This is a genomic window from Parashewanella curva, assembly GCF_003675895.1.
In the GTDB taxonomy this organism is placed as follows: Bacteria; Pseudomonadota; Gammaproteobacteria; order Enterobacterales; family Shewanellaceae; genus Parashewanella; species Parashewanella curva.
The window spans coordinates 1-21125 of record NZ_ML014756.1 but is presented as its reverse complement, the minus strand read 5'-3'; the positions used below and the strand labels follow the sequence as shown (position 1 = coordinate 21125).

Below are 21125 nucleotides of genomic sequence, written 5' to 3'. Positions count from 1 at the left end.
AATATATTTTCATATATAAGTCAGGAACCTACATGATCAATCACTTTAGTGTGCTTGGTGTTAAAGCCAACGCAAAAGACGATGAAATCAAAAAAGCATATAAACGTTTATCCAATAAATATCACCCCGATAAACTGTTAAACGCTTCAGAGGAAGAAAAGCAACAAGCGGCTACTCTATTACAGCGTATTCAAAATGCTTATGAAGTATTATCTTCACCAAAATCCCGAAAAGCATTCATCCGTGACTTTAATAATGTCATCGTTAACGACCCAACCGCAGCTATGAAAGAGCTGTGGGATGGTTATTATTAATTCTAAAAGCACCTTGAGATTACTATGACTGATCAACTCGATCTTAATTACGTCAACCAGTTAAAATTAGACGCTCTTGAAAATATTGAGTCATATCAAGACCCTGATACACCAGATGCCTTAGCTCAATATACAAATCAGATGAAAAAAGCGCTATTGGCAGATGCGCAAATGTTAAACTCACTACCCGAATATCTCACGGTAGCGCTTTATGGCAATGTTCGTTTTCCTGAGCAAGTGCAATTAAAGTGGCAGGACTGGATTGATAACAACACTATGCCCACTTGGGATGAATTTAAGGTGAGTGTAGCGTTTAACAACGAAGACATTGCACTTGTAAAAGCTGTAAAAGAAGTTTCTGAATCATTACTTAAGCAAAGCTGCGCCGCATTATTTTTATTGATGATTGCCAACTCGAAGCCTACGGCTAAAAAAGAGGGTCTAGAAGACCTTAATGAAGATTCGAATGATTACCGTGATGAATACCAAGATCAGTATGATTATGATGAGGAATATTAATGAATAGTCTTATTGAACTAACTGCAGCAGAAATTAAACAATTAGCCGATGTTGAGCCAAAACAAGCCAGCAAGAAGTTCGAGCTGATCGCCAATACTATGAATGACGAACAATTGGTTGAAGTAATTGAAAATATGGATATTGTTACCCTGACTCAAATCAACAGTAACCATGATATCTCTTGCCCATCAATCATGTCCGAGTTGATGACACCTGAGCAAATCCGAGACACAGTTTGCCAACAACCTCTCTATTGGGAAGAAAAAGTCAAAAATAATGCAGATGAACTTATGCAACAAACTTTCGATTTTTTGACTTATTTGATTCGCGTTCAGCCAAGCGAAGAGAAACAAACTGAAGTGCTTGAGTGCATTGCAGAAGAACCAGCGGGTTTGTTCTATCTATCGATTCCATTTATCGAACTGCTGATGACTCCATCTGATGATGACTTAGACAATAATATTGCTGATGTATTCGACGATGAAGATGACGGTACCACTGTTGGCTATACCGATCGCACAGAAGCTGAAGAGTCTCGTAGTTTAGAAATTGACGATCCTCGTAGCTTATTGGCGCTCATTAAAGAGTTAGCTCCAGAAGTAGAAAAGCAAATTAAAAGTTTATTAAAAAATGAGTCTTCAAGTTGGCAAACCATTATTAATAAATTTGTTGGCGAAATTGTTACTCAAGCTAAAGAAAAGAATGAGTCAAAAGATGAGTATTCGGAAGTTGACGATATGTTTAGCTTTTTAGACTAAGGAATACTCAATGCAAATCGTATTAAGAGATTTGGATCAAGCTCCATTTCTGTCTAAAGTTTTGAATTTTGCAAAAGAAGAAGAAATTTTTTCCGAGGAAGACATAGCGCAAATTAAGCACAAGGGCGTGCTTATGAGCCTAAAACTTGCGGATAAATTTTACAATAAATACAAAATGCATTTATTGGAGCAAGCTTCACAAGATGTGATTGGTGTGGCCAGTTTAGGTCTTGCTGCACTGACGAGTCATGATCAAGTTAAGGCGATGCTTCTGCTCAAAAAGCCTGATGGCTTGGTAAAAAGCTTCCAAAAAGGCTGGAGCATGTTAACTGTGGTCAGTAAGTATCGCTTATTGCATAGCAAATCTGTCTATGGCGATGTTGAGCAACGACTACTTGAAAGCATTTCTGCACCTGCTGATACTGACGAATGGAATGGCTGGGACAATTACCAAGATGCATTAAAAGAGCATCAGGGCTATCAAGCGGCTGAAGCCGTTAAAGCCATGTTTTTCAATAACCCAGTTTTTGACCCAATAGAGTGCGAAACATTAGAAGAAATGTTCGCTGAATCACTTATCTATCGTTTATTTTTTGGGGCTAATGCCAAAGTCAAAGAAGACTTAAAAAAACGCATTACTGATGTGAATTTTAATGATGAATGGCTAGAGCCTGAATTCATCGTCGATTTGATGGACAAAAACTTAGCGATTTTACCTGAGCAACTCCAACAAAGTGTTTTGGGTGAATTGAATAAAAGCTTTGTGCCTTCAATTATCAAAACCATCAAATTTGCGAAAAAGTATCAAAAGCATGTCATTGAAGGTGCAACACCTGAAAAACTTGAGCGTATTGAGCATAAAGAAGGTATGGCAGGGGTTATCTTAGGCTGGCCTTTGTATCTTTTACTCTAGCTTAGGTATCTATAGATGAATAAGCCCGAATATAACATCGGGCTTGCTTTTATAAATGGATAATGTTTACGATATATATATGTCTTTTACCCACAGAGGAAAGCAATTCCACATATCTTGGGAAATTTTACCATCATTAGCATTTATTTGCCTTCTCAATAGATCAAACAGACTTTCGGCATATCTGAAGCGGTGTAACTCATACTTTTGCAGTTCTTCTTTTTGACGATTTGATATAATGCCATTTGAAAATAATTTTCCAGCAATTTTTTGAGCTTCAGATACCCCTGATTCGCCTATTGCTGTTGTTACAGCCGAATAACAAGCATCATATTTACGCACACTGATATTTGGAACATCAGTGTATGCGTAGTCGCCGTCAATTAATTTAGCTGGAGCTGGTAAGGTATCCATCATTTCAATTGAAGATCCCCCATTGCTCACTTTAAACTGATTTAGTTTTGCCTCTGTATGTTGTAACTTAATCGTAAGCAAACGGTTTTGCTCTTTTAAACTTGCAATTTCTCTGTCTTTGTCTGCTTTTTCTGTGACCTGCCTTGAGATGACCCCAGTTAATTCGCTCTTTTCTGCTTCTAATTGAATGATTCGCTTTGAATTCTCATCCCTCTGCTCGCAAACAGCTTTAAAATTTTCTGTTGTGCTCTTGAGCTTTACGTCCAACTCTGATGCTTCAATGATCATCTTCTTAAGTTCAATTTTGAGTAGTTCATTATTAGTTTGAAGCACTCCTCGGTGCGTTTCTGGATTTCTTAGTTCTTCTTCAAGTTTTGTAATCTTTCTATTTTTCACCTCATTTTCTTTAGTTTTTTCTTCTAATTCTCTTTCTCTTTTTCTTAGATTAATTTTAAGAGAGTATTCACTACTTTCCAACGTTAATCGTTTTGCTTCCAATTCTTCAGCTTTTTTTTTCACATCCGACAGTTCCGTTTCCTGCTGCTGTATTAATTGCTCCAATTCCGACTTATTAACAGAAGGTACAAAAGATGCAGATACAGGTTTAGTAACTGTTGTTTCATGTTCAAGGTATTGTAAAAATTTCGAAGGTGAATTTCGACATGCGACATACTGTTCTTTTAAGCGAGCTGCTATTACCTTACTACCATTCACCTCAAGTGCATTCATAAATTTCGAGAACACCTCTGCCCCGTTAGCATTAGTATTTGTTATTATATACCCAATTAACTTTGCAGCTCGTGTACTTGGTGTTGTGCAGGCCTTCACTTCTTCATATTCATTACCACTAATACCGTTATAACGTAAACTGGAAAGTAATGAATCAACAGGTAAACAGTTTTGCAGATATCTTGATTGTACTTTTAAAGCTGTCGAACAAGCAAATATGTTTGTATACTGAACGGTCAAAATTTAATTCTCTTCATATAGTTATGACCAATATCTATTAAGCAACACCAATCCTTAATTTAGACTGTATAGGATGTAAAAGTCACTACATGGTAAGCATCAAATCTCCAATTATTTTTATATTTACCAAGGAATCGGGTTACCTTTAGGATCAAAAAAGCCCCCATTTTGCTCTTTTGTAAAATTATCTAAGACATATTTCAATCCCGTAGCAGACTCTAAAGGTGTAATCAATGCATTGGGTCCACCCATATCGGTTTGCACCCAACCTGGATGAAGTGCAACAGCATTAACACCGTCGATTAAACCGTCTAGAGAAAGGGATTTGGTTACCGCATTTAATGCCGCTTTTGAGGAGCGATAAATGTAACTTCCTCCACTTGAGTTATCTCCCATTGAGCCCATTTTTGATGACATATTTACCACCAAGCCGCGCGCTGATTTTAATTGTGGGTAAAAGGATTCAATCAATTTAAGTGGTGCAATCGTATTGATCTCAAAAACTTTTCGCCATTCATTAATATCAGTTTCCCCGAAGCCATAACCTTTTGGGCCATAGTAACCAGCATTATTAATCAAAACGTCGAATTCGGCGCCTTTAAGTTCAATTGAAAGTTCTGCCACATCATCGTAATTGGTTACATCTAAAGCAAAGATATCGAGCTTTTCAAACTCATCTAATAAGGTGGTTAGCTCTGTTGAATTTTCAGGGTTCCGACAAGTTGCAATTACCTGCCAACCATCACTTAGATAGGTTCTGGTCAATGCTAAGCCAATACCTCTATTTGCGCCTGTAATAAATAGTGTTTTACTCATGGTAATTCCTAGGACTCAAATGGTTTGTAAATGCAAATATTAACTGACTTAGCGATCCCAATCTATTTTTTGTACTTTATAGATCACTCTTACAGGTGTGAAATTATCTACAGCAATCACATCCATTGGCTTTGTCCATATGCGTTCACCCTTTACTCTACCATCTCGATCGTTGTGTTCACGAAAATCTTTAAATGACATATCTCTATAATCATCTTGAAAAGTCACGAACTCGTGGCCATCAGAAACGCTTCTACTCATCAAAATAAAGTGACCGCCTGAATCGTGTGCATGCTCACTTTTATTTTCAGCACGTGACCGTATGGTGTCATCTCTAGTATTGCGGTGTAATACAATCAATTCAGTAGTTAAGAGACAAGATCCAAAACATCCATGATGATCGATAACAGGAATAGTCAAATTGAATCCAGTTCTGCAGAATGTCTCTCTCAACATAGCTCTTAATTTAGGCGCATCTTGCACACAAAAACTAAAATCCAATTGGCTGAAGTTCTGGCGATCAATTTCTAAAATCGATTTTTCTTTTGTCTGTAATCTTACTGCTTCAACTCGATTGGAAGTCGCTGAACTAAGCTCCCAAACCTTACTTTGCGGAGTTCTCGCCCCAAAATCAGGGTTACAATATTCTTCAAACCAATCCAACATAGTAAGCCCTCTGGTGTTGTCCTTCTCAACAAACCCAAAAGGAAATAATTCAACACTTCTGGTAGATTTCTCAGGGCTGCCACTTGGCCTTACAACCTGTTTCCTACCATATAAAGCAACGTCACATTTACGCTTAGCCACAGCAAATACAGGATTAGTATTCAACCCTAAGACTTCATAAAATCCATCAACGGTATCACCTGCATCACCATTAACTAATTCATCTATCTCCTGCTTCCTAACTAAATCGTTTTGACTCTTTCTTTGCTCATTTAACCTAGTATGAGTAAAAACATCATCTAAACAGTTTTTAAAGCCAACTTGTTTTGCTAGTTCATGTGATGCTCGATGCAATTTCCTTTCATGGTAAGTAAGCCTAGCTGGTGGTTGCTCTTTCCTAAGGATTCGCTTGCCTTCGGAAATGATTCCTACCAAAGCATCAGCAACATTTTGGGTGTAGCCGCAAGGAAAACGCTTTTGTTCTAGTTCAGATAATACGCTTTCAGGCAATGTTCTTATCATAATTTGTATAGCAGTATTGAAGAAACAAGTGTTTCCCCAATGCGACAGACCAATGGCTGTAAGTTTTGGATCAGCATGCTGCAAAGTGAGTCTTCGAATTAGCGGTTTAATTTGTTCATCATGTTTGGTCTCAACTCTGGCGTAATCACTTGACACTAAAACATCGTTATTCACCAACATAAAGAAGTCATCTGGTCTTATTAGATATCTCGAGCCTCTTATCGACTCTTGCGGTAGTCCTAAACTATATTGCTGCAGTAACCGGAAAATATTTAACTTTTGTGCAAATGCATCATGATCAACCATGAATTCAGGCTTTATTTTTTGCATCATTTCATCGAAAGAAGGCTCACCATTAAGCAAGCGAGCTCGATTGAGCTTTTGGTAAAGTGCCGCATGATCTACACGAATTACAGGCTTAGCGACATTATCAGATCTTGGCACTTGAGTGATTCTTGGAGCAGCCTGTTGTTGCTCTGGCCGTCTGGTTCTAATAACAGGAGCCTTATAGCTCGAAATGGCCGTAATATTTGGATGTCCAGCTAATTCAGATATGATGCTATTGAACTTCTCAGGAAATGGTTGTTTACCATTCCAACCAACTAATGCTGCTTCATAATGTACTCTCTTGTTCTCTAAAATTTGTTTTAGCACTTCTAAACAAGCCATTGGAAACAGGCCGTCATTGAACTTATTTAGTGCCATTGCAAATCTATTTTTAACATCCTCCCATTGTTCAATATGCAGCTTTGCTTGCCCTTGAGAAACCACTCTTGAAGCTTGAGAATCCACTGTTTTGGTTGCAATCACTTTTTGAAGGGGAGTCAAAGCAGATTGCATTTGCATTTTAATGTTTTTTACAAATTCAGGTGTTAGTTGTTGTTGAGTTGGGTTATATGCCGCCATTGCCTCTTTCTTTACTTCATCTAAGATTTGACTTACTAGAGGAGCATTCGTGAAGCTAAATGTCATCATATCTTCTTCATACAAGATACTCATGACTTTAGTTTTAGTCATGTCCCAGCTATCTTGTTTGCTTACAGTCTCTAGTTCGTGACGATGAGTAGCTGCACCAAGGCTTTTCAGTTTTGCTATTGCCTTTGGACTGTCATGAACAGTTTTTGGATGAACCAACGATACTAACTTAGCGAGTCGACAATCGTGAATGGGTTGTTTTGCATCCCAGATTCGAAAAAAGCCACTAAACTCATCTTTGTTAGCTTCTAATGCAGAATCAAATGCTTGGCGATCTTGACTTGTAAAGGTACCAGAATATTTTGTAGTTAAGACTCGAAATAACTCATCTTTATCGGCTCTCCATAACTCATCTAATGTAATGCTAGCCCCTACAGCCGACATATCTACCACCCCTTTGGTAGGTAACTTATCTTCCTTCTCGGTCACATCATCGATTGCTCTTTTTTCCTCTGTAAATATAGGCTGGCGCACATCAACAGCTGCTATTACTACAGGTTCATCTTGCTCTATTGGTGTTGTCGAGCCTTGTTGTCGATCGACTATTCTTGTATTTTCTAAAGGTATTTGAGGCACCATTGAAGCCATAGAAGTCTGCTCTGGTGTGCAATCATCTCCAGCCGTCTGATGTTCTGGCCTTTGTGGTGCAATTGAAAGTTCTACAGGGAATATCTCAGGTTTAAAATCTTGACGAGACATTATCCCGAATTTACTTACCCCCCCCCGCTTTGAGCCATGAAACAAATGTTCCTGTAAATGCCTCCCCTATTTCTCGATGTTGAAAATAGACTTCGAATCGAGGTCTATTAGCGTTAATCGTTCTTTCTAATGCTCTGACATCCTTATGAGAAAATTCTCTTGGTTTTTTTCGAATTAAGTCGTCTATAAACTGCTTTTTATCGAGATTCCATTGGTCTTCTGAATATAACTTAATCTGCACTGCAGGGACTGATATTTGAGGTTTCGAAGATATCTCTGCAAGTTGTTGACTATCAGTGGCTTCAGTGTTTGCAATCAAAGGTTGTTTGGTAAGTCGAGATTGTTTTTTTTGAAGGTCTTGTGTGAGTTCGAATTTCAACCAATTAAGAATAGCGTCCATACCTTTAACGTGGCCAGGCCATTTTATAAAAACGTCTTTTTTAAAGTACGCTTTAATCTCTTCTTCTTCTATTAGTTGACGAAAGAGAACACATACCTCTGGAGTGTAAAAATTTCTATCTGTCTTTCTTACCTCTTCTATAAACAACGCTACCATTTTCTCCCATTGCGATGTGATTAAATCCTCAGATAAACAGAAGTCAGGTCTAGCTAAAACAATACCTCTTGTATCTACACTCCAATGTGCAAATTCTTGATATGAAGGAGTATGAAGCTGAGGATAAGCTGAAGCTTTTGGATAATAAGTAGATGTTGAAACCGTGCTAGGTTGCAACTGTCTAGAAGCAGTGAAATCATCAGCTTTATGTACAAGTTGAAAACTCGGATTTGAATGTTGCTCATTCCCTTGTATTGTTCCCCCTAAAGATGTTTTGATTTGATTAAAATTCCCCCATTGTTTTTGTTCTGTTAAATATTGAGGCTGAGGCACCTTAGCTATTGAGCAATCAATCAATCCCCTCGTTTTTTCCCCATCTATTAATTGAGGGTTAGATGCACCATCCACTGGCATGATGAAAAACGACTGCGTAAGCGATGCATTCGGAGCGCTGGCACTTAAAGGAAAAGCTTGGTTAACTTGCTTCCCCATTATACTGAATTTGTCAGGCTGTGTTTGGGAGGGTCCATCGTCGGGCAGGCTTACTAAATAGTCATTACCTTTCATCGACGGAGTTTCCGTTTGAGGTGTTTCATTTCGCAGCTCAGAAAGTGTAAAACTATTAACAACACTGCTCTCAAGTACCACATTATATTTCTTTAGTAGCTGCTTAAGCTGGTTTTTCATCAATAGCACCGCTAACTTTTTTTGCTGAGAAGTCGCGCCTTCTTTTTTCAACTCAAACACCAGCTCATCCAATATGCAACCAACTGACTGACCTTGGGTATTCCTGTTATTAAATAGCAAAGGGAGTTTTTCAGGCGCTAATTTGAATGTCTCTGTCATTAAAGTTAACATTTTCTTGGCGATAACTGCTGTTGCTTGTGTAGACTCAAATTCGTTTTTGCTTTTAAGGCTGGCAACCAAAAGATGAAATACTGTATTTCCATCAGAATCAGGCATACTCATAGCTTGAACTAAATATTCATGATTCAAATGACTTACGAGTAGCTTACAGCAAGGTTCTGTACACCTATTAAATGATGAGAATAATAGGTGTACTGCTGTTTTACCCATGGCGTTTAAAACAAACAATTCATGGATTATGTCTTTTTTGTTCAAAAGAACAGTCAACATTTCATCTCTTCTATGACTGCTCGCTCCTAACACTTCATGGATGACATTATTTTGTGTACCAGCAGGGTGATCGGGTGAAGGAGATCTATCTTGATATGCCACTTTAAATTGGGAGCAGTTCACTAATTGAGTGAACTGTTCAAGTTTGTTATTAGCTATTGCTTGTTTTATTTGATTAAATAATTGTTGTTCATCTGACAATTGAGCATTGGGGTCGACGACAGGACTAATTTGTGTAACTCCACATGAAGCCATAATTTTTTTTCACCACAACCTTAATTGATTGTTAATGAATCTATCAAAATCTATTTATTAAAGAATTACAGTTGAATATTTTATAAATTAAACTTGCTTCATACTGATGCCTTTTATTCACTGATTTTGTTGGCTTTATACTTTAATCCAAAAGCAATTGTTGCCACTAAAATCACTCTCGTATTAAGCTATGTGAAAATCCTAAATTAAGAGACAAAATGAGTAACTTCTACCCAATCGGCACTCCTAACACACCTTGGCAACAAGCAGAAAAACAGGCTTGGTTAGCCCAAACAGAAATTAAACGCGAATACAAAACTGAAGTAATCTATAAACTGGAAGCTGTATCAGAGCTTTTCAAAGTCAGCCAGTACGGTAGCTTGCCTATCAAACCTAATCGATACCCTCTTTACGCGTTAACCTCCAAGCACTGGCATGACAATAAACCAACCATTTTAATTACCGGTGGTGTTCATGGTTATGAAACAAGCGGCGTGCAAGGTGCGATTCTTTTTGCAAAGCAACATGCAAAATACTATGTTGAACACTTCAACGTTATAATTCTACCTTGCATTAGCCCTTGGGGTTATGAAACCATCAACCGCTGGAATCCAAACGCTGTGGATCCTAATCGCTCTTTTTATGCAAACAGTCCATCTGAAGAAGCCGCTCAAGCCATGGCGTTTGTCAAAAGCTTGAATGTTAGGGTTCTAGCACATATAGACCTGCATGAAACCACAGACTCAGACGAAGAAGAGTTTCGTCCTGCTCTTGCAGCAAGAGATGGTAAAGATTATGTTGCCGGCACTATTCCTGATGGTTTTTATCTTGTGGGGGATTCAGATATACCCCAACCTGACTTCCAAAAAGCCATTATTGATTCAGTTCGCAAGATTACTCATATTGCTCCACCTGAAGAAGATGGACAAATTTTAAGTAAGCCCATCGAGCAAGATGGCGTTATCAACTACCCGACTAAAACGCTAGGATTATGTGCAGGTTTTACTGATCGCACTTATTGCACGACTACAGAGGTTTATCCCGACAGCCCTCGTGTAACCGAAGAAGAATGTAATTTGGCGCAGGTAGCAGCAATTACTGGTGGATTAGATTATTTGCTATCAATTCGTTAATTAATAATCATGCTCGTGATAACTGAAGACGCAACTTTCAAGTATCACGAGTATACAAGCTGAACGATTCTCAGTTATTCATTTACACACATAAAACACCAACCTAATATCAATGAATTATTTCTTTCAATTGATATGCCATGAAAACTCTATTAGCAGTAGGCTTGCTGTTAACATCAAACTTATCAATAGCCTGCACTCAATTTCAAGCAGGGCTCGCACACCTTAATCAAACTGACTTTTCATTCGATAAACAAGTAACTGTATTAGTCGATGGCATAAAACGCTCTGACTTAACAGAACATGTAATCTATAAACAGCAGAAGCCCAGTTACTCAAATAAAAAAATATTGGTAAAAGGTGGTATGGATGACATAGGTAAAGCCACAGAGTATTTTAGAGAAGAAAAATTAGAGTGCAGTAATTTAAAGGTAAGCAATAATAAAGTGATTAATGTTTATCATAAGAACATTAATAACCATGATTTTAAGTTTCAAACCGAGTATCGGTATCAACCAGCATCAAAGCTCCTCATTCCAGTTAAAACAGTAATGACTACCCAAGCCAGTAAATTTTTTATGCATTGGGAAATTAAACAAACTGTGAAATATCAAAACGTTACTACTTTAAAAAGCTCAACTTAATCTGCAAGGATCAGGACATATATTTGATATGAAAAAACAGCTACTTAGTATCACTCTGTTCTCTTTTATTTGCAGCTTCGGCTGTTTTGCAAGTTCCAACAACCTGCCCGTTCCCCATAATTTAATTCGACTCGTTTCGGCTAATGGTATTCTGCAACTCATCAGATCGCCACAAAAATTTAGCCAGGATTATTGGTCATTGTCACGGTATTATGTGACTGAAACTGGTTTAGCTTACTGTGGTCCAGCTTCTGTTGTTATGGTTTTGAATGCGATGGGCTTTAAGCCCACTACTGCTCCAGAGCACTTCCCTTACAAAATTTACAACCAACACAACATTGTTTATAACAACAAGGTATTGGAAAAAAAATCCCACCTGCCATTATTAATCATCACGGCATAATATTAGAAGAAGTTTACAATCTGAGTAAGAAATATGTACCAAATGTAAAAATGATATTCGGCAGCAACATACCAAATTTAAAGCAATTTAAACGTATCATTATTGATGGCCTAAGCCATGGTTTTGTGATCATCAATTATGGTAGAAAAGATGTGAAACAAGTCGGAAGTGGACATTTCTTACCTATTGCAGCTTACAACCCAAAATCTGATCGTTTTTTAATTTAAGATGTTGCTAGGTACAAATATCCACCTGTTTGAATATCCCCAAATGCACTCTATGAGTCGGCTCAGAAAATAGATACTGATAGTAATCGCAATAGAGGCTTGTTGGTTTTTCCTCACTCACTTTCAAAGTAATACCAATTTGCGTTCAAATGTGATCGACTCAGAGTGATGCCAGTGGTTCAAGTACAAACAAAATTTCTGCAGTCATAGCCACTCTATGTCAAAGAAATTTTGACAGTAATTGGGCCACTGGCACACTCCCAAAGGGCTGCGCTAAAGGCTTCTATAGCTTCGTTGCAAGTTTTTATATTATCCCGATAGTATTTCAAACTTGCGCCTTGCTCTTGAAGCCTTTAGCTACAGCTGAGCGATCACTATTGAATGCAAATTGGTATAAATGATTTACCTAAGAAAAAGGCATCACTTTGATGCCTTTAATATTTTGTAAAATGGATGACAATTAAAATATGTACTGGCAGGCAGTGCACATTAAAAGTATTTAATGAATTGACTCAATTACAAACCCAGAATTTACTTTTGGATAAGGGTCACTACTATTGTCTCGAATTAAGAAAGCATAGCCACCATCTTTCGCATGCCAACCTAATTGACCTGAATAAACGTATCTAACATCATTTTGCATGACAACCCAAAATACTTTATTTCTTCTGGATGGAACATTGGTATGATTAAAATGAATACCGTTTAAATAACTGAGTTTAATTCGGCCATCTTTATCAATGCTTCGTACTCTGTACTCACCTGTATGTTTATGTTTGTTCAATTCAACATGGTTAATCATGCGGATATCAGCAACAAGGCTTTTATCAATATCTTCTTGCGTAATTAGTGGCTCTTTACCCTCTGTTGTAAAAGTAAACTTACCATTACCATCTAAGCACTTTTGATTAGAGTTTTTGTCATCTTGAACAATGTAGTAATACGTGTGACCTTTTTTGTAAGTCGGGATCCCATCTAAACCACCGTGCAACTTGCGAACATTGATATATAAGGTCCACGGCTCTCCATCTTTAGGTTCAAAATCACCGATAGTTAGGCGGCTTTGTTTAATTGCATCAATATTACAAGTTTCAAACGCCTCTTTTGATACACGTATTAATCGTCCTTTTTCAACTGAATTAACAGCTAAAACATCATTGAGCCTAACCGATAGATTTGGGATAGGGTTTGTAATATCAAAAGAATATCTTTTCGGAGGCCTGTTGGGATCAATAATATTTAAAGTAAATTTTCCATCATTGGCTAAGCACCTTTGATTTGAATCCTCATCGTCTTGAACAATGAAATAATTACTTTTTCCATCACGATATATCGGGAAAATATCTAAAGGTGGAAATTTTTTAATTAACAATATTACAGGTCTTAACTCGCCCTCATTACTCGCAAAATCACCCATCACTTTGCGACTAGCTTTGATAGCATCAATATCACAAGAATCATAAGCTTCTTTAGATACATTAATCAATCTGCCCGGTTTAGGTGACACGACTTCAATGTTATCGCCAATATTTACAGGCAAATTGGAAATGGAACTTGAAAGGTTAAGGGTGATCCGCTCAGCCATAGCCGAACTACAGACAAGTACAGAGGCTAACAATGCCGTAATTGTCGTAATTTTGGTATTTCTTTTTAGCATAAAAACTCTCCAAACAATGATTTCTAACTATTGTTATTTTGCGGAGGTTATAGATTGTTGTGATTTAAATCAATAGAATACTCACGCTCAAAAAAGAGCCACAACTCTAATTAAATCATCTAGTTAGACGGCTACCAAAAGAGTATAAACTCTAACCATGCTGTTTGTTATCCAATATCAAAGAGTTAAGGAATTGAGGTTTTTTAAACAATGAATGTAGCGATAATGTATAAATAAAAAATCACACTAGTCTGACCACACAGAGTACCGAAAGCAAACACAACTAATAGAAATAATAATCATCACCTGATACTTTAATGGGACTATCCCAAAACAAAACTACACTGGATTCAGTTTCATGAAACCTCAAATAATTTATTTTAGGAAGTGGGTGAGCTTTAATCAGCTGCTTAAGTTCAACGATAGAGTTAGGTGGATACGGAAAACAAATAATACATTCAATACAGGAAATACGTGTAACCCCCCTGCTCTTTACTCCCTTTGTTACCCACCAAAGTAACGCAATGTAACATAGTTCAATTGGTATGACTTTTCTGTATCCATTTTTAAAAAAACGTTTTCCGTCCATATAGAGGGATAAAAATGTATCAGTAGAATTAACACCATAAGCAGGTGTTGCGTTTATAACTCCAACTCCTCGCGCTTTTTCAAAAATGTTCAAAGCAACTTCATATCTTTTTTGATTTAAAGCTTCTTTGATTATCGGTGTAAAGAAAGCAAAGTCATGACGATTCACGCACCATAATACTCTTGGTTCGAAATTTTTATATGTAAAAGACTCACACTTTAGTAAAATTGAAATTGTATGTAACGCGCTTCTTACATCATCAACATTTCCACTTTTCATTAAATCATCTAAGTAACGTTCAGAAAACCAAGTATATTGTGGGTTATTTAATGATAAATTAGCATAAAATTGCGCTAACGGCCTTTTACAAAACGTTTCAAAATTAAGCACCTCATTTTCAAAGTTTGATAATCTGGTTCTAATAAGTTGATGATCTACTTGATGTAATAAGCAACTATAACCCAACAAGCCTATATAGCTAAATCTGAAAGCAACCTCTTTTCCATCATATTTATTTGCATATTCATTTACGTATTTCTTTACAATATCAAAGACACCTTCTAAAAGACCTAGCTGTTTAGTGACTATTTCTTTTTGCTGCTCATTATCCTGCAAACGAACTAAAGCTTTAACCCATTCCGTATATAAACTAACAACTTGTTTTCGCTCATCCGCCGTTTGAAAACGATCAACCTGAAATCGATAAATATAAGTAACGTCTCTAGTAATCGCTCTACTCCATGCTTTAATCAGCATCTTATTAAAACACAATCTATTACCTTGCGTTTCGAACCTTGTATCGTCAAAAAACCTAAGCAAATGTAATATACATTTATCAGGAATATCTTTTGACTTTAGGTGGTTACCGATCGTTTTGTATAGATTAAGCATTACTTCGTAAGAGTAGCTTTCACAAACCAATGTAAGCTGATAAATATCATTTAACCACCTATCATCTATTGCTAATGCATCAATAAAAACATTTATAGCGACAGGACAAATTGTCTCAATTGGAAACCCCATAACATGAAGCTCGAGCAAAAGTGCTTTTATCAGGCGTGGATATTTTTTATGTGCATTACAAAAACGGATTATTGCGTCTGTAGCAAATTCTCTTTTTCTTATATCCTGTAACAATCGAATAAGTCCGATATAGTTAAAGAAAACCTGCTCGCTACCAAATGCCCTCTTAGGGTATTCAGCATTATAGGCCAAAGCAATATAGCCACTATCATTAAGAAAGTTATTGGGAAGGCTCTGTGAAAAAACTAATCTCTGGTTATTGAAACAAGCCATTAAAGATATGGTCATACAATGTTCAAGTATTGAGACATTACTACACAAATTGAAATGCTCCCAATATCTTCGCATAATCTCTTGAGAGACTTTAAAATCGGTTGGCAAAAATTCGCTAACACAAGGATAAAATCGAATCTCAAGATCAGCTGAGTGCACTTTCTTTTTTAGTGAAGATAAAGCCTGAATTACGTATTCACTTGGTAGTGAATGTGATGGTTCATCAACTATGAAAGGTTCTGGGCTAGGACTAGGATGAAATCTATCTAAGGATTCAAGATGTCGACGATGCTCACGTTTACCTTTTTGATTATAACGAAAAAAAATAGGGCTTCTTTCTCTACTATTACTACTGTTGAAGTGTCTACCACCGTTAATCCCTTCACTTATAAGAAAAGTTTCCCCATCAACACATTTTTGCTCAGCAATATACCTACGCCTTGTATCTAAGGTGAAATAATTTGTTTCTCCTTCTGCGTAGCTTTGGTATCCAATAGGAGCACCAGAATCAGGAGAAACACAAGATAAAACTTCAGCCCGAGCCGCCATATTTTTTCTAAGTAAATATATGAATGTATTTTATTTACCATACATACAATGAATAAATATTGAATGAAAAGTTAAGTTAAAAGGTGAGTAAAATTGTTTAAAGCCCTTGTTCAAATACTAACAGTATCCGTAGGGTTATCAGTTAAAGCTGCCAATAATAGGCTTCGATTATTTATTTGGTTGAATCAATAACTAGAACTAGCCTAAATATACTCAACACATTGATTACCTGCCTCTATTTGTGAGTAAAAATTAACCTCCAATTTCGACTAAAAAAGAATAAAAAATAGGTCTATGGAATAAAGGAAAAATCTGGATCTAAATTCAAGAGCGTTAGAGTGAAAACACTAAGTAGTTTAGGGGCATTTTCGTGTCAGCCTGTGTTCAGAATTGACTCGAAAATGGACAAAAATGCGCTAGTTCACAAACTCTAAGCATTGCTATTACTTGGATAAACTCACAACAAAAATACAGTGCACCCCACTTAAAAACCTAAAATCAAAAAGTATTTTTATGACCAAAAACTAACAGCTCAACAAGAATCACGTTAATTAAATTTTAGGCATTACCATTAAAGTCATTTACTACTATTTTGGGTTTGTTTTTGATTGATTGCCTTGTAACAGACGAATAGTTTCATCATCCTTTTGAGCAATAGCTAACTCAAGTGGCGTTTGGCTTTGTGATTGAATACTGATATCGACATTGGCTTTTAGCAGTTGTTTTATTACTTCCGTTTTTCTTCGCAGAGTGGCCAAATAAAGTGGTGTCATGCTCAAAGCTGATGAAAGGTTGACATCGGCTCCTTGCTCTATCAAATAATGAACAATATGTGTTTGCCCTGATGCACAGGCAAGATGCAATAGGCTAACTTTATCTCCAGTACTATGATGTGGTAGTAGCTGATTAACGTTAAAGTTTTTAGGTGATGTGCGTTTTAATCGTACAAGGTCACCTTTAAAGCAAGCATCTTTCAAGCTTGAAATCAGCTCTTCATTCAATTCGCATGCTGCGGGTAAAGTCCGAAGTTTTACTTGCTTCGGTGAAGGTGAGACTGGCGGTACTGCACTCGGTAGCACTTTGGTTGAAGTTGAGGTTGCACTTGGTTTTGTTGGCTTTATAGAGAGTCTTTCTTCCGCTAAGCTTCTTTGCTCAAGCTCTCTAAAGCTAACCACAGTACTTGGTTGGATTTTAGAAGCATCATGCTGAGGGGTATTATTTGCGACATAATATTGTGCATTTGATTTTACGTTCAAATCTCGAGCTGCTTGTTGCATTACCCCTGTTATACCTTCACTCCCTTGCTGTATAGCGCCTTCAGTAATTTTACAGGCTTCATCGAGCCCCTCTTCCGTCTTTTTCAAAGTAAGACTTTGAGCCTGCATTTGTCGTTTTACAAAATAAATAAGCAGAGCTATTGGAATGCTAATAAGGGTTACACCTACAACTGTGCCGACTACTCCACCAACAATACTGCCGATGTTATTATCATTTCTAGGAATATCGTTTGTAGGAATACCACTGGAAGGGCTAGCATCTGTAGGTGCGCGTGTAACTGATCTGATGTATTCTAAAATTGCAGAGGTTAACTCTTCGTCTGTTATAGCTTTAAATCTATTATCTTTCATACTGGAAGGCGTAGCTTGAGGGAGTAGTAACAACGCTTTTCTTCAGGAAAAAACGGTAAAATATCCTTAAATTGAACGACACTACCATTCAGCCTAATTTGCAAATCTTGCCCTAGTGATAGCCCCGCATTACCAAAGTCAGGATAACGATTAAAAGCCGATGCTACTTCACTGATAGAAGTCGGTGACATTTGCGCCATAAAGTTATCAATTCGTGCTGAGCAATCATCAGGCGTGACGTTGGCTGTAGTGTTAGCAGCATCATATGCATCTCGAAATACTTCAAGAGACAATTGCCTCCAAGTATGCTCATCATTTATGCAGCCATGCTCTTTAAAATAGTCTTCGGGTAGTTGCTCAACAATACTTTCCCAAGTGACATATTCATTATCAAATACTAAATCCGTGCCATTGAGCTTTATCGTATGGTTTTGGATTATTTGATTTTCTAACTCCTCTAGTTCAACCACAGTACCGTATTTCTTCGGCGGTGCAGCTTCAATGCACTCTTGAGCTATTGGTGCCGGAGGCGTGGCATCAAAGGCTTGCTGTAAATCAGCTTGAGTGAGTCTTTGTAAGTGTGCCGAGCCTCCCAATTCGCCAAGGCAAATGGCATTAGGAAAGAGTTGGTTTAATGTTTTTGTGAACTGACTGAGGTTAACCGCCTTTGAAGTACCATCTGAAAATAAGGTGCTCTCATCAACAGTGGCTAGCGCTCGAAAATTGGCTTTAGTTGGTATACTCTCAATTGGTACGCCAAGTTGACTTTCTTCTTCTGCAACAAACGCAGTATCTTCATCACATAGTAGGTTTAGGTGTTCAGCCGCAGCGGCTTCCACTTCAGATTTGGTTAAGTTTTTAAAGGTAGTATGAGCATTAGCTGTCGAGTTTTCAGGTAAGGTTTGGCACTGTTTTTCTACTGGCAACTGTTTTGCAATGTCAGTCCAATTAACGATTGCTCCCTCAACATTAATTTTTTGTGTACCTCCTGTCACGCCGTTACTGCCAAATCCTCTGGTTGCGTCTGCGACCGCATCAGCAAGCGGAAGAATGTCACTTTCTGTAACTACCTCAACTCCTTCACTGCAATCCCCTAATTCGACTGGCTTCGCTACTGGAGCTGCAGCATGTGCTTGCGCGAGCTCATCAGCACTGATATTTCTAAAGGCAAACTCATCATCTACACAGCTGTTATATATCAGAGTATTATTGGTTAAGTGAGATGTTAGATTACCCCAAGTGACACCATCGTGTGATTCTGTGCTATAGACAACATCGGTAGGTTCGAGCTTAACTGATGGTGAGTGATTAAACGTATCTGCAACAGTTTGGAGTGAAACCACATTGCCAAACTTTCTTGGTGATATGGAGTTGGAACACTGCTGAGGTGCACTCGGAGTTGCATTAAACGCTTTCACTAAATCCCCCTGCAGAATCGATGCAAAATTGAAAGGGGAGTAACTGCTTTCACCACAGAAACTATTCGCCTTAGGATACAAAGAACGAATGGCCGCAAGCAATTCATCAAGGCATACAACTTTATCATTGTAGCTTAACAGAATAAAAGGGGATCTTGGTTCCAATTCCAAAAAGGGATAGTTTGGATGAGAAGTAATGTTTGATAAAGGGATCGAACGTATTGGATAATGAAAATCTAGAGTTAACACTTTTGTAACTAAATCTACAGTTGAACATGCCCCCTGAAATGCAGACGATAAATCATTATTTGTTAGCGCTTTATACGCATCATTTATACTAGGTTGCTGGGAAGGAAGTTGGGTACAGAGTTTGTTTGTTGGTAGAAACCCTGTTATTAAATTTTTAGGTAAATGTGCATTACCATGCTGAATATACTCTGCTGAGACCAATTTAACACCAACTTGACCATAATAGGGGCTTTGGGAAGCATAGGACTCAGCGATGGCCGTCAAAGAAACGGTATCATTGATAGGCGTCAGGTTTGGCTCTTCAATCCGTAAAGAACAATCAGACGATGATATCCCAGTCACTTTACTCGCACCATTGAAAGCTGCTTGCAACACTGGCATGGATAAGCCTCGCCACCGATTAGCGGCACTGACGCAGCCATTGGTAGCATATAACTTTTCCCCATTGTGGCTTGCGGCATTAAGCTGCGCTTCCATGTTTTGCCAATTGGTAAATTGGTTTCCAGACGCGACGAGTAATGCACTTGTAAATTGAACTGGATTACTGACGGATGCAAATTGGTTTGCGATATCAGAAAGTGACACCGCGATTCCATAAGGGCTGCTTGGCATAGCGCTTGGGTTGAGGCATATTCTAGGGCTAAGCGGTGTATCCATGTGATTTAATGCCAGAAGCAAATCATAATATGAAATGAAATCCGAGTTAATCGTATTCTGTTGAGGTAGTCCCGATGAGCAAATAACACCTGTTTTACCTTGAGCAATAAGCCTATCTCTAAGTGCCCCAAATGAAACTCGTCGATAGCCACCGTTAGTCATCACCGTGTGTCGAGAAGGGGCATATATTGCATTATTTATGCCTGATTTAGCTTGAGCAGCTGTGTGACTTGTGGATATAAATGAAACAGATTGAGGCCCATCAATGAGATTATAACTTTCGGTTGCCTTACACCTATAGGCAACTGAATCTGGGGGGCGACAAGGAGATTGTGTTGCATTAGCGGTCAATGTTGCTACAGCACCTTTTCCAGCACACGCCGTATTTATGGCAACACCACTTCCCCCTCCGCAGCAACTCCCTGTATCTCGTCTATTATAATCAGTCCACGTGTTATAGCTAATACTCGGACCACAGGTTGAAAAATATAATTCCCCTTGAACGGTTATATCGCAGTTAGTATTAACAACTTTTACATAGTAGTATGATGGGTAAATATATGATGGTTCATCAGGGCAGTATGAATGATGCTCATCTGCGTCGCACCCACTAGTACCATGATTAGTGAAGGGCATATACCACACCCGACTATCCGAAGCTTTCATTTCAACACAATTAACACACTCTTGTTGTTTTTTTACTCTTGTGTGCGTAGAGGCCGCTTCAGTTTGACTTTCACCAATTGTCTTTTCATTATAATCTTCAGCAATTCCCATTAATCGCCTTGACGTTATCTGCTGTTTGGAGCCAGCAGCATATAAGTTTTCAACAGGTTCGTTTGCTTGTATTAGAGGCCTATCCGCCCTTTGCTGCAATTTATCAATGAGTGAGTCTACATCAGATGCATTAAATCCAGCATCTTGAGGGGAAGACGTAATATTTATTGATGAAGCCATTTCGGGGGCATCATAAGAGACATCGCTGTTATTATCGGTAACGACATCTGGCTTATCACTTGAGCCAGTGCTTGTGGCTGTTTCTACCGGAATGCTTTTCGCTACATAATTAATGGCACCTTCTGTCGCTTGGCTGGCCGCATAACCTCCTACAAAACCAAATGCGCCGTTACTAATGTGCCTAATGGTACTGTCTTTAGCCACT

Annotated in this window: 16 protein-coding genes; 8 read left to right on the top strand and 8 right to left on the bottom strand. The window is 38.0% G+C overall.

All coding sequences use genetic code 11. From position 1 onward, the window contains the following. The first annotated feature begins 32 nt into the window (after positions 1 to 32). The 4 genes from atcJ to atcC are packed head-to-tail and all read left to right on the top strand — an operon-like array spanning position 33 to position 2504. Positions 33 to 314 carry a cold adaptation protein ActJcold adaptation protein ActJ gene (gene atcJ / locus D5018_RS02680; protein WP_121837443.1) on the top strand — a complete coding sequence of 94 codons (282 nt, stop codon included), beginning with the start codon at positions 33 to 35 and terminating at the stop codon, positions 312 to 314. Between the two features lie 24 nt (positions 315 to 338). Beyond that, entirely contained in the window at positions 339 to 833 is a 495-nt protein-coding gene (atcA, locus tag D5018_RS02675) for a cold adaptation protein AtcA (RefSeq protein WP_121837442.1), read from the top strand. Next, positions 833 to 1591, top strand: coding sequence for a cold adaptation protein AtcB (gene atcB / locus D5018_RS02670; protein WP_121837441.1), 759 nt, complete (start codon positions 833 to 835; stop codon positions 1589 to 1591). The genes atcA and atcB overlap by 1 nt, the downstream gene beginning before the upstream one ends. Positions 1592 to 1601: 10 nt before the next feature. Next, positions 1602 to 2504, top strand: a complete 903-nt coding sequence (atcC, locus tag D5018_RS02665; protein WP_121837440.1) for a cold adaptation protein AtcC — start codon at positions 1602 to 1604, stop codon at positions 2502 to 2504. Between the two features lie 66 nt (positions 2505 to 2570). On the opposite strand, the gene D5018_RS02660 is transcribed toward atcC, so the two are convergent. From D5018_RS02660 to D5018_RS02645, 4 genes are all read right to left on the bottom strand, one after another. Beyond that, complete coding sequence (locus D5018_RS02660; RefSeq protein ID WP_121837439.1) at positions 2571 to 3887, bottom strand: hypothetical protein; 1317 nt, start codon at positions 3885 to 3887, stop codon at positions 2571 to 2573. Between the two features lie 123 nt (positions 3888 to 4010). Beyond that, positions 4011 to 4703 carry an SDR family oxidoreductase gene (locus D5018_RS02655; protein ID WP_121837438.1) on the bottom strand — a complete coding sequence of 231 codons (693 nt, stop codon included), beginning with the start codon at positions 4701 to 4703 and terminating at the stop codon, positions 4011 to 4013. A 48-nt stretch (positions 4704 to 4751) separates the two neighbouring features. Beyond that, positions 4752 to 7565: a hypothetical protein gene (locus tag D5018_RS02650; RefSeq protein WP_121837437.1), complete on the bottom strand. Its 2814-nt coding sequence runs from the start codon at positions 7563 to 7565 to the stop codon at positions 4752 to 4754. Positions 7566 to 7575: 10 nt separating this feature from the next. Further along, positions 7576 to 9513, bottom strand: a complete 1938-nt coding sequence (locus tag D5018_RS02645) for an MOLO1 domain-containing protein (protein WP_121837436.1) — start codon at positions 9511 to 9513, stop codon at positions 7576 to 7578. A gap of 218 nt (positions 9514 to 9731) precedes the next feature. On the opposite strand from D5018_RS02645, the gene D5018_RS02640 reads away from it, so the two are divergent. The 4 genes from D5018_RS02640 (at position 9732) to D5018_RS02625 (ending at position 11920) form a co-directional block, all read left to right on the top strand. Then, positions 9732 to 10646 (top strand): M14 family metallopeptidase, encoded by a 915-nt coding sequence (locus tag D5018_RS02640; protein WP_121837435.1) that lies wholly within the window; start codon positions 9732 to 9734, stop codon positions 10644 to 10646. Between the two features lie 140 nt (positions 10647 to 10786). Continuing rightward, positions 10787 to 11290 carry a hypothetical protein gene (locus tag D5018_RS02635; protein ID WP_121837434.1) on the top strand — a complete coding sequence of 168 codons (504 nt, stop codon included), beginning with the start codon at positions 10787 to 10789 and terminating at the stop codon, positions 11288 to 11290. 28 nt (positions 11291 to 11318) lie between these two features. Further along, the gene (locus tag D5018_RS02630) at positions 11319 to 11693 is read left to right on the top strand and encodes a phytochelatin synthase family protein (RefSeq protein WP_121837433.1); all 375 of its coding nucleotides are present in this window, start codon (positions 11319 to 11321) and stop codon (positions 11691 to 11693) included. Continuing rightward, positions 11648 to 11920 carry a phytochelatin synthase family protein gene (locus D5018_RS02625; protein ID WP_121837432.1) on the top strand — a complete coding sequence of 91 codons (273 nt, stop codon included), beginning with the start codon at positions 11648 to 11650 and terminating at the stop codon, positions 11918 to 11920. The genes D5018_RS02630 and D5018_RS02625 overlap by 46 nt, the downstream gene beginning before the upstream one ends. A gap of 499 nt (positions 11921 to 12419) precedes the next feature. Here D5018_RS02625 and D5018_RS02620 read toward each other — a convergent pair whose 3' ends face one another. From D5018_RS02620 to D5018_RS21600, 4 genes are all read right to left on the bottom strand, one after another. After that, on the bottom strand, positions 12420 to 13577 hold the full coding sequence (locus tag D5018_RS02620; RefSeq protein WP_121837431.1) for a cupredoxin domain-containing protein: 1158 nt from the start codon (positions 13575 to 13577) through the stop codon (positions 12420 to 12422). Between the two features lie 283 nt (positions 13578 to 13860). Next, a complete protein-coding gene (locus D5018_RS02615; RefSeq protein WP_121837430.1) occupies positions 13861 to 16011 on the bottom strand; it encodes a hypothetical protein in 2151 nt (716 codons plus the stop codon). A 587-nt stretch (positions 16012 to 16598) separates the two neighbouring features. Then, positions 16599 to 17639 carry an ankyrin repeat domain-containing protein gene (locus D5018_RS02610; RefSeq protein WP_121837429.1) on the bottom strand — a complete coding sequence of 347 codons (1041 nt, stop codon included), beginning with the start codon at positions 17637 to 17639 and terminating at the stop codon, positions 16599 to 16601. Continuing rightward, positions 17636 to 21125: hypothetical protein (locus D5018_RS21600; protein ID WP_165904983.1), on the bottom strand; the 3490-nt coding region annotated here is incomplete at its 5' end. The genes D5018_RS02610 and D5018_RS21600, both read right to left, overlap by 4 nt.